This is a genomic window from Porphyrobacter sp. ULC335, assembly GCF_025917005.1.
Classification (GTDB): Bacteria; Pseudomonadota; Alphaproteobacteria; order Sphingomonadales; family Sphingomonadaceae; genus Erythrobacter.
On the sequence record NZ_CP078091.1, the window covers coordinates 3022428 to 3042863 of the forward strand.

Genomic DNA, 20436 nt, shown 5'->3' on the forward strand with positions numbered 1-20436 from the left:
AGGCCGGACATGCGCAGCATCAACCCTCGGCCACGTCCCGCACGAACTGGTCGAGCAGGCGCACGCCATAGCCGGTTGCGCCCTTCTCCCACGTCTGGCCGGGCTTGTTCGACCAGACCATGCCCGCGATGTCGAGGTGCGCCCAGGGCGTGCCGTTCTTGATGAAACGCTGGATGAACTGCGCCGCGGTGATCGAGCCGCCTTCGCGCGGGCCGACGTTCTTCATGTCGGCGATCGGCGAATCGATCAGCTTGTCGTAATTTGGGCCGAGCGGCATCCGCCACAGCTTGTCACCGCTGGTCGCGCCCGCTGCCGTCAGCTGCGCGGCGAGCGTGTCGTCATTGGCGAACATCCCGCCATATTCGTTGCCCAGCGAGATGATCATCGCGCCCGTCAGCGTGGCGAGATCGACGATCCGCGCCGCGTCATATTGCTCCTGCGCCCAGTGGAGCGCATCGCCCAGCACCAGCCGCCCTTCGGCATCGGTGTTGAGCACTTCGACCGTCTGGCCGCTCATGGTGGTGACGACATCGCCGGGGCGCTGTGCCTTGCCGTCGGGCATATTCTCGACGAGGCCCATCACGCCGATCACGTTGGCCTTGGCCTTGCGCGTGACCAGCGCGAGCATCGCGCCCGCAACCGCGCCAGCGCCGCCCATGTCCCACTTCATGTCTTCCATGCCCGGCGGCGGCTTCAGGGAAATGCCGCCGGTGTCGAAGGTGACGCCCTTGCCGACGAATACGGTGGGCTTGTCGCCCGGAGTGCCGCCGTTCCAGCGGATCGCGAGGAGCTTCGATTCGCGCTCCGATCCCAGACCCACGCCAACCAGTGCGCCCATGCCGAGTGCGGTCATCTCCGCTTCGCCCAGCACGGTGATTTCCGCGCCGGTGCCGGCAAAGGCTTCCTCGCAGGCGGTGACGAAGGTGGCAGGGTAGATGATGTTGGCCGGTTCGGTCACGAGCCCGCGGGTGAATTCCACGCCCTTGGCCACGGCTGCCTCGCGCTCCCAAGCGGCTTCGGTGCCCTCGGGCACTCCGGTGACGTGGACGGTGGTCAGCGAGGGACGCTTATCGGCGGCGAGCTTTGTGCGATACTTGTCATGCCGCCAGGCGCGCAGGCGCAGGCCGAGCAGCACGGCAGCGGCCTCATTCGCCGAAAGGCCGGCGTGCGCCAGATCGAGCACCATCGCGGTCTCGCCCGAGACGAGGAATCTGGCGGTCAGCGCCGCGCCCGCACGCTCGCAATTGGCGCGGCGATCGGCGGCATCCGCCTCGCCCGCACCTGCCAGAGCAATCCGCTTCACCGCGCCGTCGACGTTGGCAAAGCCTTCGAAAACCTGCGCGGCCCGCCCGCCAAAGCGCGATGCTGCTGCACCTTCGACCAGCGCGGTGTCGATACCGGCCAACCCCGCTCCCTGATTGACCACCCGCGCATAGAGGCGGACGTCAGACGGCGGGGTGGCGGTGAAATGGATCTGCATGGGAACTCCGAAGGACACGGCAAGCCGCGGCTGGCAGGGCGCATTTGGCCTGCGACAAACCGCGTATGCCGAGGGTGCAATGGCGATTGCGATTAGGCGCGAGCGGTGCAATAGGCAAGGCCATGTCGGGAGGCTCGCCAGTCGCACCGCGCAATATTGCGCGCCCTGCCCAGCGCTTCCCGGCGCGGGGATTGGCATCCCCGTTTGCCCTCGCCCTGCTGCTCGCCGGTGCCGCCGCACCGCTCGCCGCGCAGGAGCAACCGGCGCCGGCAGCACCCGCCCCCGCCGCCGCCGCAACCCAGATCGAATTCGAGGCGACTGAACTCAGCTACAATAATGAAAACGAGACCGTCACCGCGCGCGGCAATGTGCTGCTGCGGTCCGAAGACCGCTCGGTGCGGGCTGACGAGGTTACGTGGGACCGCAAGACCGGCCAGATCATCGCCACCGGCAATATCCGGCTGGTGGACGAGGCGGGCAACCAGCTGTTCACCGATCAGGTCGAGCTGACCGAACAGTTCGATACCGGCGCGATGAGCGAATTGCTGATCGCCTTGCGCGCGGGCGGGCGGCTCGCCGCACGCTCGGCGACGCGCGATGCGGATGGCTCGGCTGTGTTGAACGATGCCGCCTACACCGCCTGCCCCGTCACCGATGCCGAAGGCTGCGCGGCCGATCCCAGCTGGCGCATCACGGCCGAGCGGGTGGTCTATAACCAGAAGGCGAGCACCATCCAGTTTACGGGCGCCATGCTCGAATTGTTCGGCGCGCGCATCCTGCCGCTGCCGGGTCTGGGCCTGCGCACCGATGGCAAGGGCGCGAGCGGCTTTCTGGTCCCCGATGTCCGCATCACGCAGGTCAACGGGCTGGAGCTATCCGGCGAGTATTACTGGCGCATGGCGGACAACCGCGATCTGACGCTGGGTGCCTATGTCTTTTCCAACGTCGCCCCGATGGCCAGCGCCAAGTGGCGGCACCTTACCGACAAGGGTGCCTACCAGATCACCGGCTACGGCACTTTCAGCGACCGCCTGACCGATTTCACCGGCGCGGAAAGTTTCCAGAGCGATCCGCGCGGCTATCTTGACGCCAATGGCCGCTTCCAGTTTTCGCCCGACTGGAGCCTGACCGGATCGCTCCGCCTTGCGAGCGACCGCACGTTCCTGCGCCGCTATGATCTCAGCCGCGATGACCGGCTGCGTTCGACCATCAATCTGGAGCGGATCACCGATCTCTCCTATTTCTCCATCGCCGGCTGGGCGACGCAGACGCTGCGCCTCAATGCCGATCAGGGACAGGTGCCGCTCGCCCTGCCCGCCATCGATTATCGCCAGAAGCTCGCCAACAAGGTGCTGGGCGGGAACCTCATGTTCCAGGCCAACAGCCTCGCCCTGCTGCGCAATGACGGACAGGACACGCAACGCGCCTTTGCCGGGGCGCAGTGGGATCTGAAGCGGCTGACCGGCATGGGTCAGGTCGTCACGCTGACCGCGCTGGTGCGCGGCGACGTTTACAACTCCAACAATGTCGATGCGACGACCACGCCCAGCTACCGCGGCACCGAAGGCTGGACGACGCGCGGCATTGCCACCGCGGCCATCGATATCGAATGGCCTTTCGTCGGGCAGGCGTTCGGCGGCACGCAGGTGTTCAAACCACGCGTGCAATTCGTCGCCAGTCCCAAGGTGCGCAACCTTGCCGTTCCCAACGAAGACGCGCGCGCCATCGACCTTGAGGATTCGAACCTCTTCGCGCTCAACCGCTTCCCCGGATATGACCGGGTCGAGGATGGCAGCCGGGTCACCTGGGGGATCGACTGGGAATTGCAGCGTCCCGGCTGGCGGATCAAATCGACGATCGGGCAGTCCTTCCGCCTCGAAGCGGTCGAGCCCGGCCTGTTCCCCGAAGGCACCGGCCTGTCCGAACGCGTCACCGATTTCGTCGGCCGCACCGAAGTGCGCTTCCGCAATCTCGTCCAGTTCACCCACCGCTTCCGGCTCGACAAGGATAGCTTCGCGATCCGCCGCAACGAGATCGACGCGGCGATCGGTTCGCGGCGCACCTATCTCGAAGTCGGCTACCTGCGCCTGAACCGCGACATTGCCACGGTCGAGGATCTGCGCGACCGCGAGGAACTGCGCGCCGCGGCCCGTGTGGCGATCGGACGCAAGTGGTCCATGTTCGGATCGGGCGTGTTCAACCTGACCGACCGCGAAGAGGACCCGGTGTTCCAGCCCGACGGCTTCCAGCCCATCCGCACCCGGCTCGGCGTGGCCTATTCGGATGATTGCATCGAATTTGGCGCGACCTGGCGGCGCGACTTCATCGACGCGGGCGATGCGCGGCGCGGCAACGCGTTCCAGTTGTTCTTCGCGGTGCGCAATCTTGGCTTCCGGTAAGGCCGGAAGTTTGCCCGTCCGAATCGCGCGCGCGAATTGGCACCGGCGCGAAATCGTTCTAAGGGCAGCGCTCAGAAGCGCGAGCCGCGCCTGCGGGATCAGTCCAGGCTCAGCTTCCGTTCAGCCGATCAGGCTAAACGGCTGACCATTGCGTGAGGGGTCGCGCGGTTTTTTGGCCATAAGGCGGGATTGAACAAGTGAGTGTGAAGCTGTTGAACAAGGCGCTATTTGCCAGAACCGGAACCGCACTGGCGGTGGCCGGCATGATCGGCCTTGCGCTGACTCCGGTTGCCGCTCCGGCGCAGACCGTGGCCGTTCCCACGGCCGAGAACCCGTTCGGCCTGCCCGAGGACATCACCCTGTTCAATCAGGCCGATCCCAACAAGCGGACCGCCAAGGCGATCGTCAACGGCTACGTCATCACCGGCACCGAGATTGATCAGCGCGTGGCGCTGGTCACCGCCGCATCCGAGGCACCGGTCGCCGAAGACGAACTGCTGCGCCTGCGGGTGCAGGTGCTGCGCAACCTGATCGACGAAACACTCAAGATCCAGGCCGCGGAAGCCGCCGAACTCGAAGTGAAGCGCGAGGAAGTCGAACAGACTTACGCGCAGTTGGCCGGTCAGAACTTCGCGGGCGACACCAAGAAGATGGACGCCTATCTTGAGTCCATCGGCTCGTCGGCCGCCTCGCTCAAGCGCCAGATCGAAGGCGAAGTGGCGTGGGAGAACCTCCTGCGCCGCAACATCATGCCCTTCGTCAACGTGTCGGCCGAAGAGGTGAACGATTCGCTCAAGCGCATGAACGAAGCCAAGGGCACGGACGAATATCGAGTCGGCGAGATTTTCCTGTCCGCCACCACGGAAAACCGCGCCACCGTTCTCGCCAATGCGCAGGCGATCATGCAGCAATTGCAGCAGGGCGGCAGCTTTGTTGCCTATGCGCGCCAGTATTCCGAAGCGAGCAGTGCAGTGGTCGGCGGCGATCTCGGCTGGCTGCGGATCGGGCAACTCCCGCCGCAGCTGGGCGCAGCGCTGCGCACCATGCAGGCGGGGCAGCTTCAGGGTCCGCTCGAAATTCCGGGCGGCTTCTCGATTATCTACCTGATCAACAAGCGCCAGGTGCTGATGGCCGATCCGAACGAAGCGCTGCTCAGCCTCAAGCAGATCTCGATCAGCTTCGCGCCCGGCGTCACGCAGGAACAGGCCGAAGCGCGGGTCAACGAATTCGGTGCCTTCATCGAAGGACTGCGCGGGTGCGGTGATGTGGATGCGGGTGCCGCGGCAATCGGCGCCGAAGTGGTCTCGAACGACCAGATCAAGGCGGCGAACCTGCCCGAACAGCTGCGCGGGATCATCCTCAACCTCCAGATCGGGCAGGCCACCCCGCCCTTCGGCGGCATTCAGGAAGGCGTCCGCGTTCTGATGCTGTGCGGCCGGGACGATCCCAAGGATTCGGGCGCACCAACCTTCGCGGCGGTGATGGACCAGATCGAGCAGGAGCGCGTCAACAAGCGCGCCCAGCGCTTCCTGCGCGACCTGCGCAACGACGCCTATATCGAGTACAATTGACGCCGCTTTCTGCCCCTCTGGCAATCACGCTCGGCGATCCGGCGGGCATTGGCCCGGAAGTGATCCTCGGCGCATGGATGCGGCTGCGGGCGGAGCGGCGGGCACCGCCGGCCTTCGTGGTCGGCGGCCCGCAATTGCTGCGCGCGACAGCCGAAGCCTTGAAGATCGACTGCCCGATCGTGCCGATTGCCGATCCGTCCGAAGCAATCTTCGCCTCTGCCGTAGGATTGCCGGTTTTGGCGGGGCTTGATGGTGCCTTGACCCCCTCCAGACCCTCTCCAGAGGGCGCTAGCCTCGCGTTAGCCTCGCTCAAATGGGGGGCAAAATTCGCGCTTTCCGAGGTGGCTGTAGGGCTGGTGACCGCTCCGGTCGCCAAATCCGCGCTGGCAGGGATCGGTTGGGATTATCCCGGACAGACCGAATTCCTCGCCGATGCCTGCGGGCGGCCCTATCGCGACGCGGTGATGATGCTGGCAGGGCCAAGCCTGCGCACGGTGCCGCTGACCGTCCACGTCGCGCTGGCCGAAGTGCCGGGGCTGCTTTCGGCGGATCTCATCATGCATAAGGCGCGCATCGTCGCGGGAGGATTGCGCAGCGATTTCGGTATCTTGCAGCCCAGACTTGCGATTGCGGCGCTGAACCCGCACGCCGGCGAAGGCGGCCAGTTCGGGGACGAAGATGCACGCATCATCGCTCCTGCCATCGCCGCCTTGCAAGCCGAGGGGATCGCCGCTTTCGGCCCCGTCCCCGGCGACGCGCTGTTCACGCCAAGGGCGCGCCAAGGCTATGACGCGGCGCTGTGCATGTATCACGATCAAGCGCTTATCCCGTTGAAAGCGCTGGAGTTTGACGAAGGCGTGAACGTGACGCTGGGCCTGCCGATCATCCGCACCTCGCCCGATCACGGCACCGCCTTCGATATCGCGGGCAAGGGCCTCGCCGATCCGGGCGCGATGGCTGCGGCAATCGTGATGGCGGCAGAAATGGCGGCGGCGCGGGCAGCGGCGCATGGCTGATCTTCCGCCGATACGCGAAGTTATTCAACGCCATAACCTCGCCGCATCCAAGGCGCTGGGGCAGAACTTTCTGCTGGACGAACAATTGCTCGCCCGGATTGCCGCGCTGCCGGGCGACCTGTCCGGCGCGCAGGTGCTCGAAGTCGGCCCCGGCCCCGGCGGCCTGACCCGCGCCCTGCTCCGCGCCGGAGCGAACGTCACCGCGATCGAGATGGACCGCCGCTGCCTCCCCGCACTGGCGGAACTGGGTGAGAGCTTTCCCGGACAACTCACTGTTATCGAAGGCGATGCCCTCAAGCTCGATCACAACGCCTTGATGGGCGACACGCCGTTCCACGTGCTTTCGAACCTGCCCTACAACGTCGGCACCGCGTTGTTCGTGCGCTGGTTATCGGGCGAGGCATGGCCGCCCCTGTGGCAATCCCTCACCCTGATGTTCCAGCGCGAGGTCGCTGACCGCATCGTCGCCGATGCAGGGGATGATGCCTATGGCCGCCTCGCCGTGCTCGCCCAGTGGCGCGCCGAGGCCCGGCTCGCGATGAAAGTGCACCGCAGCGCCTTCACCCCGCCCCCCAAGGTGATGAGCGCAATTGTCCATGTAACACCCTCCGCGATGCCGGAAGGCGTCTCGGCCCGGATGCTGGAGCGCCTCACCGAAGCGGCCTTCGGCCAGCGCCGCAAAATGCTGCGCCAGAGCCTCAAGGGCGTGCCGGGCGCGCTGGAGGCACTCGCGACGCTCGGGATTGACGAGACGCGGCGGGCCGAGACGGTGAGCGTGGCGGAGTTTGTCAGCCTGGCGCGGGCGCTGTCAGCCTAGCAGGATCACGATAGCTGCGACCGAGGCTGCAACGGCAAACCTTTGGCCGACATCTGACCAAACGTTGTAGCCTGCGAGTTCGATCGCCAGATCCCCTTGCAGGGGCATCGGCTGGACTGGACTGACATTGGCGCCGCCAGAATTGCCCTTGGGCAGCCAGCCGACGAGCCAGAACAACGGCGATCCGATGAGGCGGGTGATCTGGCCCGCAGCCTCGCGGCGATCACCTGTCTTGCGCGCAATTCGCAGCATGGCCCAGTGTGAACGCAAGTGCCGCAGCAGCCATCGCTGGCCAAGGATATGCGACCGTTCCAGTTCGGCGAAGGCTAGCGCAAAATCATCCTGCCGTTCGGCCACTGCCGCACGCGACATTGCCTGTTCGAAAAGAACCTTTACGCGCTTGCCGTCCACACTGTCCTCCCCATGCGACGAGGGCAGAGCCTATCCTGAAAAGCTGGCTTGCCACCAGACCCTCCAGCGAACCGGTACCCCGCCTCAGCCGCCCTTCTTGCGCAAGCGCCAAGCATGCAGCAACGGCTCAGTGTAGCCGCTCGGCTGTTCCACGCCCTTGAAGATCAGTTCCTTCGCCGCGCTGAAGGCCGCGCCGTTCTCGTTGCCCGTCAGCGGCTCATAGAGCGGGTCGCCCGCGTTCTGCGCGTCGACCTTGGCGGCCATGCGGGCGAGGCTGTCCATCACCTGCGCCTCGGTGATCACCCCGTGCAGCAGCCAGTTGGCAATGTGCTGCGAGGAGATGCGCAAGGTGGCGCGGTCTTCCATCAGGCCGACATCGTTGATGTCAGGCACCTTGGAACAGCCGACGCCCTGATCGACCCAGCGCACCACATAGCCGAGCAGGCCTTGGCAGTTGTTGTCGAGCTCCTCGCGGATTTCCTCCTCCGACCAGTTCGCGCCCTCGGCCAGCGGGATCGCCAGCAGCGCGTCGAGCCCGGCGGGTTCGGGAAGTTCCTTCTGGACGTCGAACACATTGATCTGGTGGTAATGCAGCGCGTGGAGCGTCGCGGCCGTGGGTGACGGCACCCATGCGGTGTTCGCGCCCGCCTTCAGGTGACCGATCTTCTCCACCATCATCTGCCCCATCAGATCGGGCGCGGCCCACATGCCCTTGCCGATCTGTGCCTTGCCCGACAGGCCGTGCTTGAGGCCGATGAAGACGTTGCGCGCCTCGTAGGCTTTGAGCCAGTCGCTCCCCTTCATAGCGCCCTTGCGCAGCATCGGCCCCGCCCGCATCGAAGTATGGATTTCATCGCCGGTGCGGTCGAGGAAGCCGGTGTTGATGAACACGATCCGGTCGCGCACCGCGTGGATGCAGGCGGCAAGGTTGGCCGAAGTGCGACGCTCCTCGTCCATCACGCCGACCTTGATCGTGTGGCGTGGGAGCTTGAGCAAATCCTCAACCGCGTCGAACAGATCATTGGTAAAGGCGCATTCTTCCGGCCCGTGCATCTTGGGCTTGACGATGTAGATCGAACCGCAGCGCGAGTTGCCGAACTTGCCGTGGCCTTCGACGTCGAGCGTGGAGATCGCCGAGGTGAAGACCGCGTCCATGATGCCTTCGGGGATCTCGCTGCCATCGGGCAGGCGGATCGCCGGGTTGGTCATCAGGTGGCCGACATTACGCACGAACATCAGGCTGCGGCCCTTGAGGGTCTGCGTGGCGCCATCGGTGGCGGTGTAGGTCTTGTCTCCCGCCAGCGTGCGGGTGAGGGTCTTGCCGCCCTTTGCGAAGCTCTCCGACAGGTCCCCGCGGATGATGCCGAGCCAGTTGGTATAGGCGAGCAGCTTGTCCTCGGCATCGACCGCCGCGACCGAATCCTCGCAATCGGCGATGGTGGTGAGTGCGGATTCGACCATGATGTCGGCGATACCAGCGGGATCGTTCCGGCCGATGGGGTGGTTGCGATCGACAACGAGTTCGACGTGCAGGCCGTTGTGGCGGAGCAGCACAGAGTTGTCGGTGCGGCCGACAACCTCCTCGCCGCCTTGGCATCCAAACAGGCTCAGCTGTGCAAACAGGTCATCCAGCGATGACGCCTCAAGTTCGTGCCAGTCGCATTGTGCGATCGGGATCACCTGATCAAGAAACGCCTTCGCCGCCGCGATCACCGCCGCCCCGCGTTCCTCGTCATACCCACCCGGTCGTGCGGCAGGCGCATCAAGCGCGTCAGTGCCATAAAGGGCATCATAGAGGCTCCCCCAGCGCGCATTGGCGGCGTTGAGGAGGAAGCGGGCGTTGAGGATCGGCACCACCAGCTGCGGGCCGGCCATCGTCGCGATCTCGGGGTCGACGTTCTGGGTGCCGATCTGGAAGTCGCCCGGCTCGGAGACGAGGTAACCGATTTCGGTCAGGAACGCCTTGTAGGCCGCCGCATCATGCGGCTTTCCCGCGCGCTCGATATGCCAAGCGTCGATCTGCGCCTGCAACGCATCGCGCTTGGCTAGCAGCGCGCGGTTGCGCGGTGCAAATTCGGCGAGCAGCGCGGCAAAGCCCTGCCAGAACGCGTCCACATTCCGACCGAGCGGCGCAAGCACCTCGTTTTCAAGCAATCCGGCGAGCCGGGAATCGACGCTCAAGCCGGCGCGGGTGGTCATGTCAGTCATGGGTGTCCTCGTGGTTTGGATCAACCTGGGGAGGAGAGGACAAGGGCAGTGTTCGGGCCGCCCTATGGCAAAGGGTAGAGCCGTTTGCAACGGCTTGGCCCCGCGCGCACACACGGCTAGAGGGAGGACATGGACGGGACCTCGGGTATGATCGACAGCGCAGCCATGCTGGCGCAGGTGCAGGCGTGGAGCGCGATCAACACCGGGACCGCGAATCTCGCCGGGCTGGCCGCGCAGGCCGATGCCTTGGCGCAGGCCTTTGCGGTGCTGCCCGGTACCGTCGAACTGGTCGATCCCGCTCCGGTCACCGCAATTGCCGCCGATGGCAGCGCCTTCGACAAACCCCACGGGCGGCATCTGGTCGTCCGCGTGCGTCCGCAGGCCAACCGCCGCATCCTGCTGACCGGCCATATGGACACGGTTTTCCCCGTAGATCACCCCTTCCAGCGCCAGTCGTGGCTCGACGGCGAGACGCTGAACGGGCCGGGCGTGGCCGACATGAAGGGCGGTATCGCGGTGATGCTCCACGCGCTGATGGCGTTCGAGCAGACTGCCGCCGCGAGCGCGCTAGGCTATGATGTGCTGATCAATTCCGACGAGGAGACCGGCTCGCTCGCCAGCGCCGCGCTGATTGCCGAGCTTGCGGCGGGTAAGCTTGCCGCGCTGACCTACGAGCCCGCCGCCCTGCCCGATGGCACGTTGGCGCATGAACGCGGCGGCACCGGCAACTACTCGATCACCATCACCGGCAAGTCCGCCCATGCCGGACGCAACCCGCACGAGGGCCGCAATGCGATTGTTGCAGCGGCCGATCTGATCCTGCGATTAAAGGCGTTGGAGACCGGCGAAATCACCATCAACCCTGCCAAGCTTGAAGGCGGCGCGGCGAACAATGTCGTCCCCGATCACGCGGTGCTGCGCTTCAATGTGCGGCCCAAAACAGTAGAGGCGGGCGCGGCGTTCGATCACGCCCTCACCCACCTGCTGATCGACATCCAGACCGCGCATCAGGTTGCCACGCACCGCCACGGCGGCGTCACCCGCCCGCCCAAGAAGGTGGACGCTCATGCCCAGCGCCTGTTTGAACTTGTGCGCGCATGCGGGGCGGAGCTTGGGCAGGACATCCGTTGGCAGGCCACCGGCGGCGTGTGCGATGGTAACAACATCGCGGCCTGCGGCGTCCCTGTGGTCGACACCATGGGCGTGCGCGGCGGCGCAATCCATTCACCGGACGAATATCTGATCGTCCGCAGCCTTGCTGAACGCGCGCATCTTTCCGCCCGCGTTATCGAACGCCTTGCTCAAGGAGCCCTGTCTTGACCTTTCGCCTGCGCGCCGCGCGTCCTGCCGATCTTGAAGCGCTTTACGAAATGGCCAAGCTGACCGGGGGCGGGTTCACCAACCTGCCGCCGGATCGCGCCGCGTTGAAGGGCAAGCTCGAACGCGCGGAGGTTGCCTTCGCGCGCGCTGGGGAAACGCTCGCCGACGAGCAATATGTGCTGGTGCTCGAGAACGCCAGCACCGGCGCGGTGCGCGGCACCTGCCAGCTGATGACGCAGGTCGGGCAGCGTTGGCCGTTCTATTCCTATCGCCTCAACACGCTGACCCAGTATTCGCAGGAGCTTGACCGCACCGTGCGCGCCGAATTGCTCAGTCTCGTCACCGACCTTGAGGGATCGAGCGAGGTCGGCGGGCTGTTCCTCCACCCCAATGAACGCGCCGGAGGCCTCGGCCTGCTGCTCGCCCGTTCGCGCTATCTGTTTGTCGCCATGCACCGCAAACGCTTTGCCGACCGTATCCTCGCCGAGCTGCGCGGGATCATCGATGAGCGCGGCGGATCGCCGTTCTGGGACGGCGTTGCGGGCCGCTTCTTCGGGATGAGCTTCCAGGACGCGGATTATTTCAACGCGATCAACGGCAACCAGTTCATCGCCGACCTGATGCCCAAGCACCCGGTCTATATCGCCATGCTGAGCGAGGATGCGAGGAGCGTGATCGGCGTCCCCCACCCCACCGGCCGCGCGGCGATGCGGATGCTGGAGGACGAAGGATTCCGCGCCGAAGGCTATGTCGACATCTTCGATGGCGGGCCGACAATGGTGGCGCGCACCGACAATGTCACCAGCGTGAAGAACGCGGTCCATGCGCGCGTTTCCTCGCTGGCAGTCGGCGAAGGCGAGCGCGCGATCCTTGCCACAGGGCAGCTCGGGACGTTCCGCGCCTGCTTCGGGGCGCGGGTGCTCGACGCGGATGGCAACATCGCGATCGATTCCGCCAGCGCCGATCTGCTGGATGTGTGCGAAGGCGACATGGTGTGGAGCGTGGCGCGATGAGCCTGACCGAAATCAACTTTGACGGGATCGTCGGCCCCTCGCACAATTACGCGGGGCTGAGCCTCGGCAATATCGCCAGCGCGAGCCATGCGGGCGATCCGTCCTATCCGCGCGCGGCGGCGCTGCAGGGCGTGGCCAAGATGCGCGGGAACTTCGCGCGGTTGGGGGTGCAGGGCTTCCTGCTGCCACTGCCTCGGCCCAATAATGCGCTCACACAGGCGCTGGCCCTAGACGGCAGCGAGCCCCCACAGCTGCGCGCCGCGCCGTGGTCGGCTTCGAGCATGTGGACCGCCAATGCCGCTACGGTCTCGCCCGCGCCCGATACTGCGGACGGGCGCTGCCATCTGACGCCCGCCAACCTCGTCACCATGCTGCACCGCGCGCAGGAGTGGCCCGATACCAAGCGCCAGTTGGCAATCGCGTTCGGTGATGCGCGCCACTTCGCAATTCACGATGCCGTGCCGCCCACCTTCGGCGATGAAGGCGCGGCCAACCACATGCGACTGTGCGAAAGCCACGATGCCCCGGGCGTCGAAGTGTTCGTTTACGGCAGGCCCGGCGGCCGCTTTCCCGCCCGCCAGCACGAGCAGGCGAGCCGCCTCGTCGCCCGCGCCCATGGGCTGACGCCCGAACGCACCGTTTTCATCGAGCAAAATCCCGATGCTATCGCTGCGGGCGCGTTCCACAATGATGTGGTCGCCGTCGCCAATGGCCGTGTGCTGTTCACCCACGACATGGCCTTCGCCGACCAGCAGGGCGCGTATGACGCGATCCGCGATGCCTTCCCGGCGCTCGAGGTGGTGGAGGTCCCTTCCTCCGCTGTGACCTTGCAGGAGGCGATCCGAACCTATCTGTTCAACGCCCAGCTGCTGACGCTGCCTGACGGTTCGATGGGTTTGATCGTGCCCGAGGAATGCCGTGACAGCCCGAGCGTGTGGGGTTGGGCGCAAAGCATGCTCGCGGGCAACGGCCCGATCCGGCAGGTCATCCCCGTCGATGTGCGCCAGTCGATGGCCAACGGCGGCGGCCCCGCCTGTCTGCGCCTGCGCGTGGTGTGCGACCCCGCGACGGTCGATCCGCGCTTCCTGCTCGATGAAGCCAAGGCCGATTTGCTCGAAAGCGTCATCGCCGCCCATTGGCCCGAGCAGATCGACCCGACCGATATCGGGACGGAGCCCCTCGCCGCGAGCGTGATTGCAGCACGGCTTGCCCTGCTGGACGCGCTCAATCTGGGACAGCTTGGTTAACGCATTTGGCGACTCACCGGCTCCGGGCGTAAGGTTACCCCAATGTTAAAGCGACTCAGCAAAGGCCGGGTCGCATAAGGGTCGGGAGACGCCATGCTTCGCAAGCTGGGAAGGCTGTTCGTGATCAAGAACCGCTTTGAGGCGTTTTTGATCATCTATGCGCTGGCGCTCGGGTCGAGCGCGCGCGGCATGGTCTATCTGCAAGATTATCCCGGCTTCGGCGGCAAGCTGCTGTTCCTCGCAACCACCGGCGCGGTGTTCCTGGCGGGCGCGAAGATCCTCGATTGCATCAAGCTGGAGCAGGAAGTGGCTGAGCTTAAGGCCAGCCAGCACGGCCAATAACAGACTGAACGCAAGCTACCGGCAAGGTGGGGGATTCTGTTGCTAGGCTCCCCCGGGCCCCCGGTATCCGATTCTGTTGCCCGGTTCGGTCCAACCGCGCTTTTTAGCCTAATAAAAGAAGGGCGTTAGCCTATCAATTACGCAGCGATTGCGAGTGCTTCGTTATCGTTGGCACTTATGGTTTTTGAGCCTTATGCGGGTTACTCAGCCCGGGCAAAAACTACGCTTTTCAACACACGTCGATCCTGGTTCGGCCCCATCAGGACATGCGGTGAACCGCAGATTCTGGTGGAGCCGCCGGGTACTGCCCCCGGGTCCGTTGCATCTATTATACGCAGCCATTTATCGCCATATCCGGTCGAAACCGGCACAGCTGATATAGCGCTGCAATCCTGAATGTGAAGTGAGTAACCCCCTCCCGCATGCGGGAGGGGAGTTGAAAGCCTACTTCTTCAGCGCATCCCTGATTTCTGCCAGCAATTCGATCTCGGTCGGCCCGGCGGGTGCGGCGGGCTCTTCGGGCTTGGACAACTGCGCGGTAATCTTGCTCACGTAACGGACCATCATGAAGATGATGAAGGCAAGGATCAGGAAGTTGATGATGACCGAAGCGAAGGCGCCCAGCCCGATCACATTGGCTCCCGCCTCACGTGCGGCGGCAAGCGGGGTTCCTTCTGCCACTTCACCAGACAGCACGATGTAGCGGTCCGAAAAGTCTATATTGCCAAAGATCGCGCCGACGATCGGCATGATGATCTCGTCAGTCAGCGATTTGACGATCGCGCCGAACGCCGCGCCGATGATCACCCCGACTGCCAGATCGATGACATTGCCCTTGGCGATGAAAGCCCTGAATTCCGAAAGCATGCTGATCCCCTTTATTGATCCAGTTAACCATTCTCTGGCAGCCTTGAAGAAGACTGCCAAGCCGCGCCGTCCCTCCGTCCACCGCTTGAACCGGGGAAGTGGTGTGCTATATGCGCAATACAGAACGTCAGTCGCCGGGCCTGCCCGCGATTTCAGGAGGGATTGCCACATGACACTCACCACCATGCTGCGCGGCGCTTTTGCGGCCGTGGCCGCACTGAGCCTCGCCGCCTGCGGGATCAACTCGGTGCCGACCAAGCAGGAAGCCGCCAAGGCGCAGTGGGGCAATGTCGAAAGCGCGCTGCAGAACCGTTCGGACAAGATCCCCAATCTGGTCGCCGTGGTGCAAGCCGCCGCGATCTCGGAAAAGGACATCCTGCAAGGTGTGATCGACGCCCGCGCCCGTGCAACTTCGATCAACATCACCACCGATGACCTGTCGAACCCCGAAGAGTTCAAGAAATTCAACGACGCGCAGAACCAGCTGACCCAGGCGCTCGGCCAGCTGCGCACCGTGGTCGAGAACTATCCGCAACTCGCCAGCCAGCCGCGCTTCGGCGATCTGATGGTGGCGATCGATGAAGCCAACAACCAGATCAATACCGAGCGGGTGCGCTACAACGACCTCGCGCGTGACTACAACACCGAGATCCGCACCTTCCCGAGCAGCATCGGCGCGAACGTGATCCACGGCGCCAAGCCGCTCGAATATTTCGAGGCGGACGAAGCGGCCAAGGCCAACCCCAAGGTCGACATGAGCGGCATCACCGGCACCCAGACCCCGGCGGCCGCGAACTGAGGTGAACACCCTGACCGCCCCGCTGCGCCGGGCACTGCTGCTGTTGGCGGGCCTTGTCTGGCTCGCCCTTGGCACAGTGGCGCAGGCGCAGGACTATCCGCCGCGCCCTGACGGTCCGGTCTATGACGGAGCGAATATCCTCTCCGCCGAGACCGAGGCGAAGCTTGATGCCGAACTGCGCGCATACAATGCGCAGACCGGCCGGGCGATCATCGTTGCCACCGTGCCGAACCTCGGCGGGGCACCGATCGAGACCTATGCCACCGGCCTGTTCAGCGACTGGGGCATCGGCGGAGCCAAACGCGACACCGGCCTGCTTCTGCTAATCGCCCGCGATGATCGCAAGCTGCGGATCGAGGTCGGCTACGGTCTCCATGGCTGGTTCGGCGGGATCATGGCGGGCCGCGTCATCAACGACGTGATCACGCCGCGCTTCAAGGAAGGCAATTTCGACGCGGGCGTGACCGACGGGGTCGCGGCGATCCTCGCCCACCTTGCCAAGAGCCCCGAGGATGCCATCGCCATCGAGGAGGCAGCGCAAGCCGCAGCCGCCCAGCGCAGCCGCAGCGACGGCGGCTTTCCGGTCGGCGCGCTGATCTGGATCGCCTTCATGTTCTTCTTCTTCGTCCTGCCGCTGCTCGTCGGGCGCGGGCGGCGGCGCAAATATCGCTCCAAGGGCGCAGGCCCGTGGGGCAGCCGCGATCTGGGCGACACCGCGCGCGACGTGATCCTGTGGGAAGTCGGCAGCGCGATTGCCCGCGGAATCATCAACAGCGGCAGTAATGGCGGCGGCGGATTTGGCGGCGGTGGCGGCGGCGGGTTCGGCGGGTTCGGCGGCGGATCCTCCGGCGGCGGCGGCGCATCGGGGGGGGTGGTAGATCATGGCCTATCTCGATGATGCCGGGCGCCAGCTGGTCGGCGCAGCCGTAACCGAAGCCGAAAGCGCGACCTCTGGCGAGATCGTCACCGTGCTCGCCGATTGTTCGGACGGTTACACCGATGTCGCACTGCTCTGGGCAACCGCAGCGGCCTTTACCGCGATGAGCGTGTTTGCCGCTTTTCCCGAACCCTTCCTCGACGCATGGGACGCGTCTTTCGGCGGGTGGGGCCATGAATGGACCACCGGCGAGCTTGCCAGCATGGTGATCGGCCTCGGCCTCATCAAGTTCATCGCCGTGATGCTGATCCAGCAGTGGCAGCCCCTGAAGTTCGCGCTGATCCCCGGCCCCACCAAGACAATCCGCGTCCACAATCAAGCCGTCCGCCAGTTCAAGGTGGGCGCGGAACGCCGCACCACCGGGCGCACCGGTGTGCTGATCTACCTCTCTATGCGCGAACACCGGGCCGAGATCGTTGCGGACGAAAGCATTGCCTCCAAGGTTCCGGCCGAAGTGTGGGGCGAGGCGATGGGCGACATGCTCGCCCACATCCGCAAGGGCCGCGTGGCCGAGGGGCTGGCGGTCGGCATCCGCGACGTCGGTTTCGTTCTCGCCGAGCACTTCCCGCGCGGAAACCATGACGAAAACGAGCTGCCCGACCGGCTCATCGAGGTTTGACCGGACTTCCCCAATAATGCTCTTGACCGGTCGCCTGTGAAGCTGTCGAAGGGCGCTCCCTGACTGCCCCGACGGAGCTTCCCGTGATCAAAGACCGCGACGCCGATCTGCCCGAAGAGGTGATGTGGGAAGGCCAGTTCATCACCACCAAGAAGCGCGGCCGCTGGGAATATGTCGGCCGCGCGCGCGGCATTCGCGCCGCTGCGGTCATCGCGCTGGATGACGACCCCGATGGCACCCGCCACGTTATCCTCGTCAGCCAGTACCGTGTGCCGCTGGGCCGCTTCAGCCTCGAGATTCCGGCCGGCCTGATCGGTGATGACGCCGGCCATGAAGGCGAAGACGCCAATGCCGCCGCCGCGCGCGAGCTGGAAGAGGAAACCGGATATCGCGCGGCGAAGCTTGAGACGCTGGGGGAGTTCTATTCCTCGCCCGGCATGGTCTCGGAATGCTTCACGCTGCTGAAGGCGACCGGGCTTGAGCGGATCGGCGAAGGCGGCGGCACAGAAGGCGAGAATATCACCGTCCACCGGGTTGCGCTGCGCGATTTGTCGCGCTTCGTGGCCGAGTGGCGGCGCGCGGGGCACGCGGTAGACGTGCGCATCGCGATGCTACTGACACCGGGATACTTGGGAGAGGATTGAATCATGACAGGCAGAGTAGCGGGTAAGATGGCCCTGGTAACGGGCGGCGCGCAGGGCCTTGGCCGCGCACATTGCATCCGCCTCGCGCAGGAAGGCGCGCGGGTGCTGGCGACCGACATCAACGGCGCGGGCGCGGCCGAGACGGCGGCAATCATCAACGCGGAAATGGGGGAAGGCACGGCATTCGGCATCGCCCATGACGTTACGGACCCCGCCCAGTGGGAAGCCGCAGTCGATGCCGCGCGCGAGCATCTGGGCGGGCTCAGCGTGCTGGTCAACAATGCCGGGATCGGCGTGCCGGGCAATATCGAAGCCTGCACCTTTGAAGACTGGCAGCGCTGCTTCGACATCAACGTCAATTCGATCTTCCACGGCTGCCAGAAGGCCCTGCCGCTGATGCGCGAACACGCGCCGGGATCGATCATCAACATCTCCAGCATCGCGGGCCTGATCGCCAGCGATACGATGCCCGCCTACAACGCCTCAAAGGCGGCGGTGTGGATGCTGTCGAAGTCGATCGCCCTGCACTGCGCGAAGAAGGGCATGAATATCCGCTGCAATTCGGTGCACCCGACCTTTGTCGATACTCCGATCCTTGATGGCACCGCCAAGGCGGCATCGCTCGACAAGGAAGTGCTGCTGGAAAAGCTGGCGCGGCAGATCCCGCTCAAATTCGTGGGCGAGCCCAATGATATCGCCAACGCAGTGCTCTATCTGGCGAGCGACGAAAGCCGCTTCATGACCGGGGCGGAGCTGAAGCTCGATGGCGGTATTTCCGCGATGTGAAGAAAAGAGGGGCCACAAAGGGCCCCTCCCGGTTCATTCCAATCAGGTGCAGCGGCCCGACAAACCGGGGTCCGCATTTTGTCGCTGCACTCAGTCTGCGATCAGCGCGACCGCCAGGTAGATCAGCACCGGGCTACCGAAGCCCAGCAGCGTCGCGAGGACGAAGCCGACCCGCACCAGCATGGTGTCGACGCCGAAGTAGTTGCCGATCCCGGCGCAGACGCCAAAAACCTTGCCGTCAGCCTTGTCGAGGCGGAACCCGGCGCGGGGAGGCTTGCCGCCGGAATTGCCCATGATGTCGTTCATTTCAGTCAGTCTCCAATGATGGGTTGGCGGATCAGGCGACCATGCCGGGGCTGGCGGGGATGATCGCATAGGCGAAGCTGGCAACGGTCAGTACGACGGCGAAGGCAGCGGAAGCGAAGCGGGCGGTTTGGTCAGAGCCGAACATGATTTTGTATCCTTGAGAGGGTGATGGTTGCGAGGATCAGGCGACGAGGGTCGGGCTGGCGGGGATGATTGCGTAAGCGAAGAAGGCTGCCGAGAGCACGACCGAGAAAGCGGCGGCGAACAGGCGGTTCGAGGTTTCGATGGCGAGCATTTGAGGTCTCCTTTGAGTGTTTCTTGCGTTTGTCCGGGACCGTCCCGGGGATGCAAAGTGTACTGCAGGAGGTGTGCCAAACTCGAAAAGTGGCGGAATTCTGCCGTTTCGGTGCTTTCAGCCAGCAAACGTCCCGTTCAGCCATCCGAAAGCTTGGGAAAATCTACCAAGGGTTAGGATCGGCGATTTCAGCGCGCTCGCACTGGCCAAGTCGCCCCCCTCCCGCTACCCGCTCAAAGGCCATGGGCCTCAGCCGCATCAGCCTTGAAAACTTCCGCAATCACGCCGCGACGACGCTTGGCGAGACGGCGCACTTCAACTTGCTGGTGGGCGAGAACGGGGCGGGAAAGACCAACCTGCTGGAAGCGCTCTCGCTGCTCGGGCCGGGGCGCGGCTTGCGGCGAGCGAACCTTGGCGATCTGGCGCGGCGGGCCACTCCTGACAGCGATCCCCTGCCCTTCGTGATTGGCGCCAGCCTGACCGAGGCGGGGAACGTCTCGGCACGGATCGGCACCTATACCGAAGCAGGCAACCCGGCGCGGCGGCTGGTGCGGGTCAATGGCGCAGCAGCGAGCGCGGCGAGCCTTGCTGAATGGCTTGCGCTCAGCTGGCTAACCCCTTCAATGGACGGCCTTTTCACCGATAGCGCCGGAGCGCGGCGGCGGTTCATGGACCGCATGGCGCTGGCCATTGCGCCCGATCATGCGCGGCGGGTCAATGCGCTCGAAACGGCCCTGCGGGAACGCGGCAAGTTGCTGGAAAACAAGGGTGATCCCCGCTGGATGGATGCGGTGGAGGCACAGGCGGCGGATCACGGCACCGCTGTTGCCCGGACCCGCGCGGATCTGGTGATGCGGCTGGCAGACGAGCTGTCCGCCCTCCCGCCCGAACCCTTCGCCCGTCCTGCCCTCACCTACCGCCCCGGCGGGCCGCTGGACGAGACTGCCCTGCGTGCCGAACTTGCCCGCAACCGTCCGCGTGACCGGTCGGCGGGCCGCGCGCTGACCGGCCCGCAACGTGATGAATTGCAAGTGGAAATGGCCTCCACCCGTCAGCCTGCCGCGTCCTGTTCCACCGGTGAGCAGAAGGCGATGCTGATCGCGATCACTCTCGCCCACGGCATCCTTGCCGCTGCCGGTCGCCCCAGCGTGCTGCTGCTCGACGAGGTCGCCGCGCATCTTGATCCTGTCCGCCGCGTCGAGCTGTTCCGGCGATTGCGCGAAGGCAAGGCGCAGGTCTGGATGACCGGCACCGAACTCGCCCCGTTTGACGCGATTCGCAAGGAATCCGCCGTCTGGAGGGTGTCTGGAGGGGGTGTAGAACGGGTCTAGAGGGGGTCTAAGAGGGGTCTGGAGGGGG

At 65.1% G+C, this 20436-nt stretch carries 21 protein-coding genes and 1 other RNA gene; 14 read left to right on the plus strand and 8 right to left on the minus strand.

Annotation, left to right across the window (positions count from 1 at the left end):
- Positions 1–19: 19 nt before the first annotated feature.
- Positions 20–1480, minus strand: a complete 1461-nt coding sequence (locus KVF90_RS14555; RefSeq protein WP_264392289.1) for a leucyl aminopeptidase — start codon at positions 1478–1480, stop codon at positions 20–22.
- Between the two features lie 122 nt (positions 1481–1602).
- Between KVF90_RS14555 and KVF90_RS14560 the strand changes: the two genes are divergently transcribed.
- From KVF90_RS14560 to rsmA, 4 genes are all read left to right on the plus strand, one after another.
- On the plus strand, positions 1603–3879 hold the full coding sequence (locus KVF90_RS14560; protein WP_264392290.1) for an LPS-assembly protein LptD: 2277 nt from the start codon (positions 1603–1605) through the stop codon (positions 3877–3879).
- 203 nt (positions 3880–4082) lie between these two features.
- Entirely contained in the window at positions 4083–5450 is a 1368-nt protein-coding gene (locus KVF90_RS14565; RefSeq protein WP_264392291.1) for a peptidylprolyl isomerase, read from the plus strand.
- The gene (gene pdxA / locus KVF90_RS14570) at positions 5447–6466 is read left to right on the plus strand and encodes a 4-hydroxythreonine-4-phosphate dehydrogenase PdxA (RefSeq protein WP_264392292.1); all 1020 of its coding nucleotides are present in this window, start codon (positions 5447–5449) and stop codon (positions 6464–6466) included. Before KVF90_RS14565 ends, pdxA begins: the two co-directional genes overlap by 4 nt.
- On the plus strand, positions 6459–7283 hold the full coding sequence (gene rsmA / locus KVF90_RS14575) for a 16S rRNA (adenine(1518)-N(6)/adenine(1519)-N(6))-dimethyltransferase RsmA (protein ID WP_264392293.1): 825 nt from the start codon (positions 6459–6461) through the stop codon (positions 7281–7283). Before pdxA ends, rsmA begins: the two co-directional genes overlap by 8 nt.
- Here rsmA and KVF90_RS14580 read toward each other — a convergent pair.
- Complete coding sequence (locus KVF90_RS14580) at positions 7275–7694, minus strand: DUF3703 domain-containing protein (RefSeq protein WP_264392294.1); 420 nt, start codon at positions 7692–7694, stop codon at positions 7275–7277. The genes rsmA and KVF90_RS14580 overlap by 9 nt on opposite strands.
- A gap of 84 nt (positions 7695–7778) precedes the next feature.
- On the minus strand, positions 7779–9902 hold the full coding sequence (locus tag KVF90_RS14585) for a malate synthase G (RefSeq protein WP_264392295.1): 2124 nt from the start codon (positions 9900–9902) through the stop codon (positions 7779–7781).
- Between the two features lie 147 nt (positions 9903–10049).
- Between KVF90_RS14585 and KVF90_RS14590 the strand changes: the two genes are divergently transcribed.
- The 4 genes from KVF90_RS14590 to KVF90_RS14605 all read left to right on the plus strand — a co-directional run bounded on the left by KVF90_RS14590 (position 10050) and on the right by KVF90_RS14605 (position 13824).
- A complete protein-coding gene (locus KVF90_RS14590) occupies positions 10050–11222 on the plus strand; it encodes a hydrolase (RefSeq protein ID WP_264392296.1) in 1173 nt (390 codons plus the stop codon).
- The gene (locus tag KVF90_RS14595; RefSeq protein ID WP_264392297.1) at positions 11219–12235 is read left to right on the plus strand and encodes an arginine N-succinyltransferase; all 1017 of its coding nucleotides are present in this window, start codon (positions 11219–11221) and stop codon (positions 12233–12235) included. The genes KVF90_RS14590 and KVF90_RS14595 overlap by 4 nt, the downstream gene beginning before the upstream one ends.
- Positions 12232–13482 (plus strand): N-succinylarginine dihydrolase, encoded by a 1251-nt coding sequence (locus tag KVF90_RS14600; protein ID WP_264392298.1) that lies wholly within the window; start codon positions 12232–12234, stop codon positions 13480–13482. Before KVF90_RS14595 ends, KVF90_RS14600 begins: the two co-directional genes overlap by 4 nt.
- 93 nt (positions 13483–13575) lie before the next feature.
- Positions 13576–13824, plus strand: a complete 249-nt coding sequence (locus KVF90_RS14605) for a hypothetical protein (protein ID WP_264392299.1) — start codon at positions 13576–13578, stop codon at positions 13822–13824.
- Positions 13825–13886: 62 nt separating this feature from the next.
- On the opposite strand, the gene ssrA is transcribed toward KVF90_RS14605, so the two are convergent.
- Positions 13887–14231: a transfer-messenger RNA gene (gene ssrA / locus KVF90_RS14610) on the minus strand.
- Between the two features lie 37 nt (positions 14232–14268).
- Positions 14269–14691 carry a large conductance mechanosensitive channel protein MscL gene (gene mscL, locus KVF90_RS14615; RefSeq protein WP_264392300.1) on the minus strand — a complete coding sequence of 141 codons (423 nt, stop codon included), beginning with the start codon at positions 14689–14691 and terminating at the stop codon, positions 14269–14271.
- A gap of 169 nt (positions 14692–14860) precedes the next feature.
- Here mscL and KVF90_RS14620 point away from each other — a divergent pair, with 169 nt between their 5' ends.
- The 5 genes from KVF90_RS14620 (at position 14861) to KVF90_RS14640 (ending at position 18476) form a co-directional block, all read left to right on the plus strand.
- A complete protein-coding gene (locus tag KVF90_RS14620) occupies positions 14861–15490 on the plus strand; it encodes a LemA family protein (RefSeq protein WP_264392301.1) in 630 nt (209 codons plus the stop codon).
- Position 15491: 1 nt separating this feature from the next.
- A complete protein-coding gene (locus KVF90_RS14625) occupies positions 15492–16388 on the plus strand; it encodes a TPM domain-containing protein (protein ID WP_264392302.1) in 897 nt (298 codons plus the stop codon).
- On the plus strand, positions 16372–17046 hold the full coding sequence (locus KVF90_RS14630) for a TPM domain-containing protein (protein WP_264392303.1): 675 nt from the start codon (positions 16372–16374) through the stop codon (positions 17044–17046). Before KVF90_RS14625 ends, KVF90_RS14630 begins: the two co-directional genes overlap by 17 nt.
- Positions 17047–17132: 86 nt before the next feature.
- Positions 17133–17690: an NUDIX hydrolase gene (locus KVF90_RS14635; RefSeq protein ID WP_264394532.1), complete on the plus strand. Its 558-nt coding sequence runs from the start codon at positions 17133–17135 to the stop codon at positions 17688–17690.
- Positions 17691–17693: 3 nt separating this feature from the next.
- Positions 17694–18476, plus strand: coding sequence for an SDR family oxidoreductase (locus tag KVF90_RS14640; protein ID WP_264392304.1), 783 nt, complete (start codon positions 17694–17696; stop codon positions 18474–18476).
- A gap of 90 nt (positions 18477–18566) precedes the next feature.
- On the opposite strand, the gene KVF90_RS14645 is transcribed toward KVF90_RS14640, so the two are convergent.
- Genes KVF90_RS14645 through KVF90_RS14655 form a run of 3 tightly spaced genes read right to left on the minus strand, consistent with a single transcriptional unit; the run spans position 18567 to position 19077 of the window.
- Positions 18567–18782 carry a PspC domain-containing protein gene (locus KVF90_RS14645; RefSeq protein ID WP_264392305.1) on the minus strand — a complete coding sequence of 72 codons (216 nt, stop codon included), beginning with the start codon at positions 18780–18782 and terminating at the stop codon, positions 18567–18569.
- A 31-nt stretch (positions 18783–18813) separates the two neighbouring features.
- Positions 18814–18927 (minus strand): enoyl-CoA hydratase, encoded by a 114-nt coding sequence (locus tag KVF90_RS14650; RefSeq protein WP_264392306.1) that lies wholly within the window; start codon positions 18925–18927, stop codon positions 18814–18816.
- A gap of 36 nt (positions 18928–18963) precedes the next feature.
- Positions 18964–19077 (minus strand): enoyl-CoA hydratase, encoded by a 114-nt coding sequence (locus tag KVF90_RS14655; RefSeq protein WP_264392307.1) that lies wholly within the window; start codon positions 19075–19077, stop codon positions 18964–18966.
- 242 nt (positions 19078–19319) lie between these two features.
- On the opposite strand from KVF90_RS14655, the gene recF reads away from it, so the two are divergent.
- A complete protein-coding gene (gene recF / locus KVF90_RS14660; protein WP_264392308.1) occupies positions 19320–20408 on the plus strand; it encodes a DNA replication/repair protein RecF in 1089 nt (362 codons plus the stop codon).
- Positions 20409–20436: the final 28 nt, after the last annotated feature.

Excerpts from the sequence above, each read along its gene's own strand:
- recF (WP_264392308.1), top strand. The coding sequence starts at position 19,320 with ATGGGCCTCAGCCGCATCAGCCTTGAAAACTTCCGCAATCACGCCGCG.
- KVF90_RS14645 (WP_264392305.1), bottom strand. The coding sequence starts at position 18,782 with ATGAACGACATCATGGGCAATTCCGGCGGCAAGCCTCCCCGCGCCGGG.
- KVF90_RS14605 (WP_264392299.1), top strand. The coding sequence starts at position 13,576 with ATGCTTCGCAAGCTGGGAAGGCTGTTCGTGATCAAGAACCGCTTTGAG.
- KVF90_RS14590 (WP_264392296.1), top strand. The coding sequence starts at position 10,050 with ATGATCGACAGCGCAGCCATGCTGGCGCAGGTGCAGGCGTGGAGCGCG.
- KVF90_RS14620 (WP_264392301.1), top strand. The coding sequence starts at position 14,861 with ATGACACTCACCACCATGCTGCGCGGCGCTTTTGCGGCCGTGGCCGCA.
- KVF90_RS14650 (WP_264392306.1), bottom strand. The coding sequence starts at position 18,927 with ATGTTCGGCTCTGACCAAACCGCCCGCTTCGCTTCCGCTGCCTTCGCC.
- KVF90_RS14600 (WP_264392298.1), top strand. The coding sequence starts at position 12,232 with ATGAGCCTGACCGAAATCAACTTTGACGGGATCGTCGGCCCCTCGCAC.
- KVF90_RS14560 (WP_264392290.1), top strand. The coding sequence starts at position 1,603 with ATGTCGGGAGGCTCGCCAGTCGCACCGCGCAATATTGCGCGCCCTGCC.
- KVF90_RS14630 (WP_264392303.1), top strand. The coding sequence starts at position 16,372 with ATGGCCTATCTCGATGATGCCGGGCGCCAGCTGGTCGGCGCAGCCGTA.
- KVF90_RS14585 (WP_264392295.1), bottom strand. The coding sequence starts at position 9,902 with ATGACTGACATGACCACCCGCGCCGGCTTGAGCGTCGATTCCCGGCTC.
- rsmA (WP_264392293.1), top strand. The coding sequence starts at position 6,459 with ATGGCTGATCTTCCGCCGATACGCGAAGTTATTCAACGCCATAACCTC.
- KVF90_RS14640 (WP_264392304.1), top strand. The coding sequence starts at position 17,694 with ATGACAGGCAGAGTAGCGGGTAAGATGGCCCTGGTAACGGGCGGCGCG.
- KVF90_RS14655 (WP_264392307.1), bottom strand. The coding sequence starts at position 19,077 with ATGCTCGCCATCGAAACCTCGAACCGCCTGTTCGCCGCCGCTTTCTCG.
- KVF90_RS14555 (WP_264392289.1), bottom strand. The coding sequence starts at position 1,480 with ATGCAGATCCATTTCACCGCCACCCCGCCGTCTGACGTCCGCCTCTAT.
- mscL (WP_264392300.1), bottom strand. The coding sequence starts at position 14,691 with ATGCTTTCGGAATTCAGGGCTTTCATCGCCAAGGGCAATGTCATCGAT.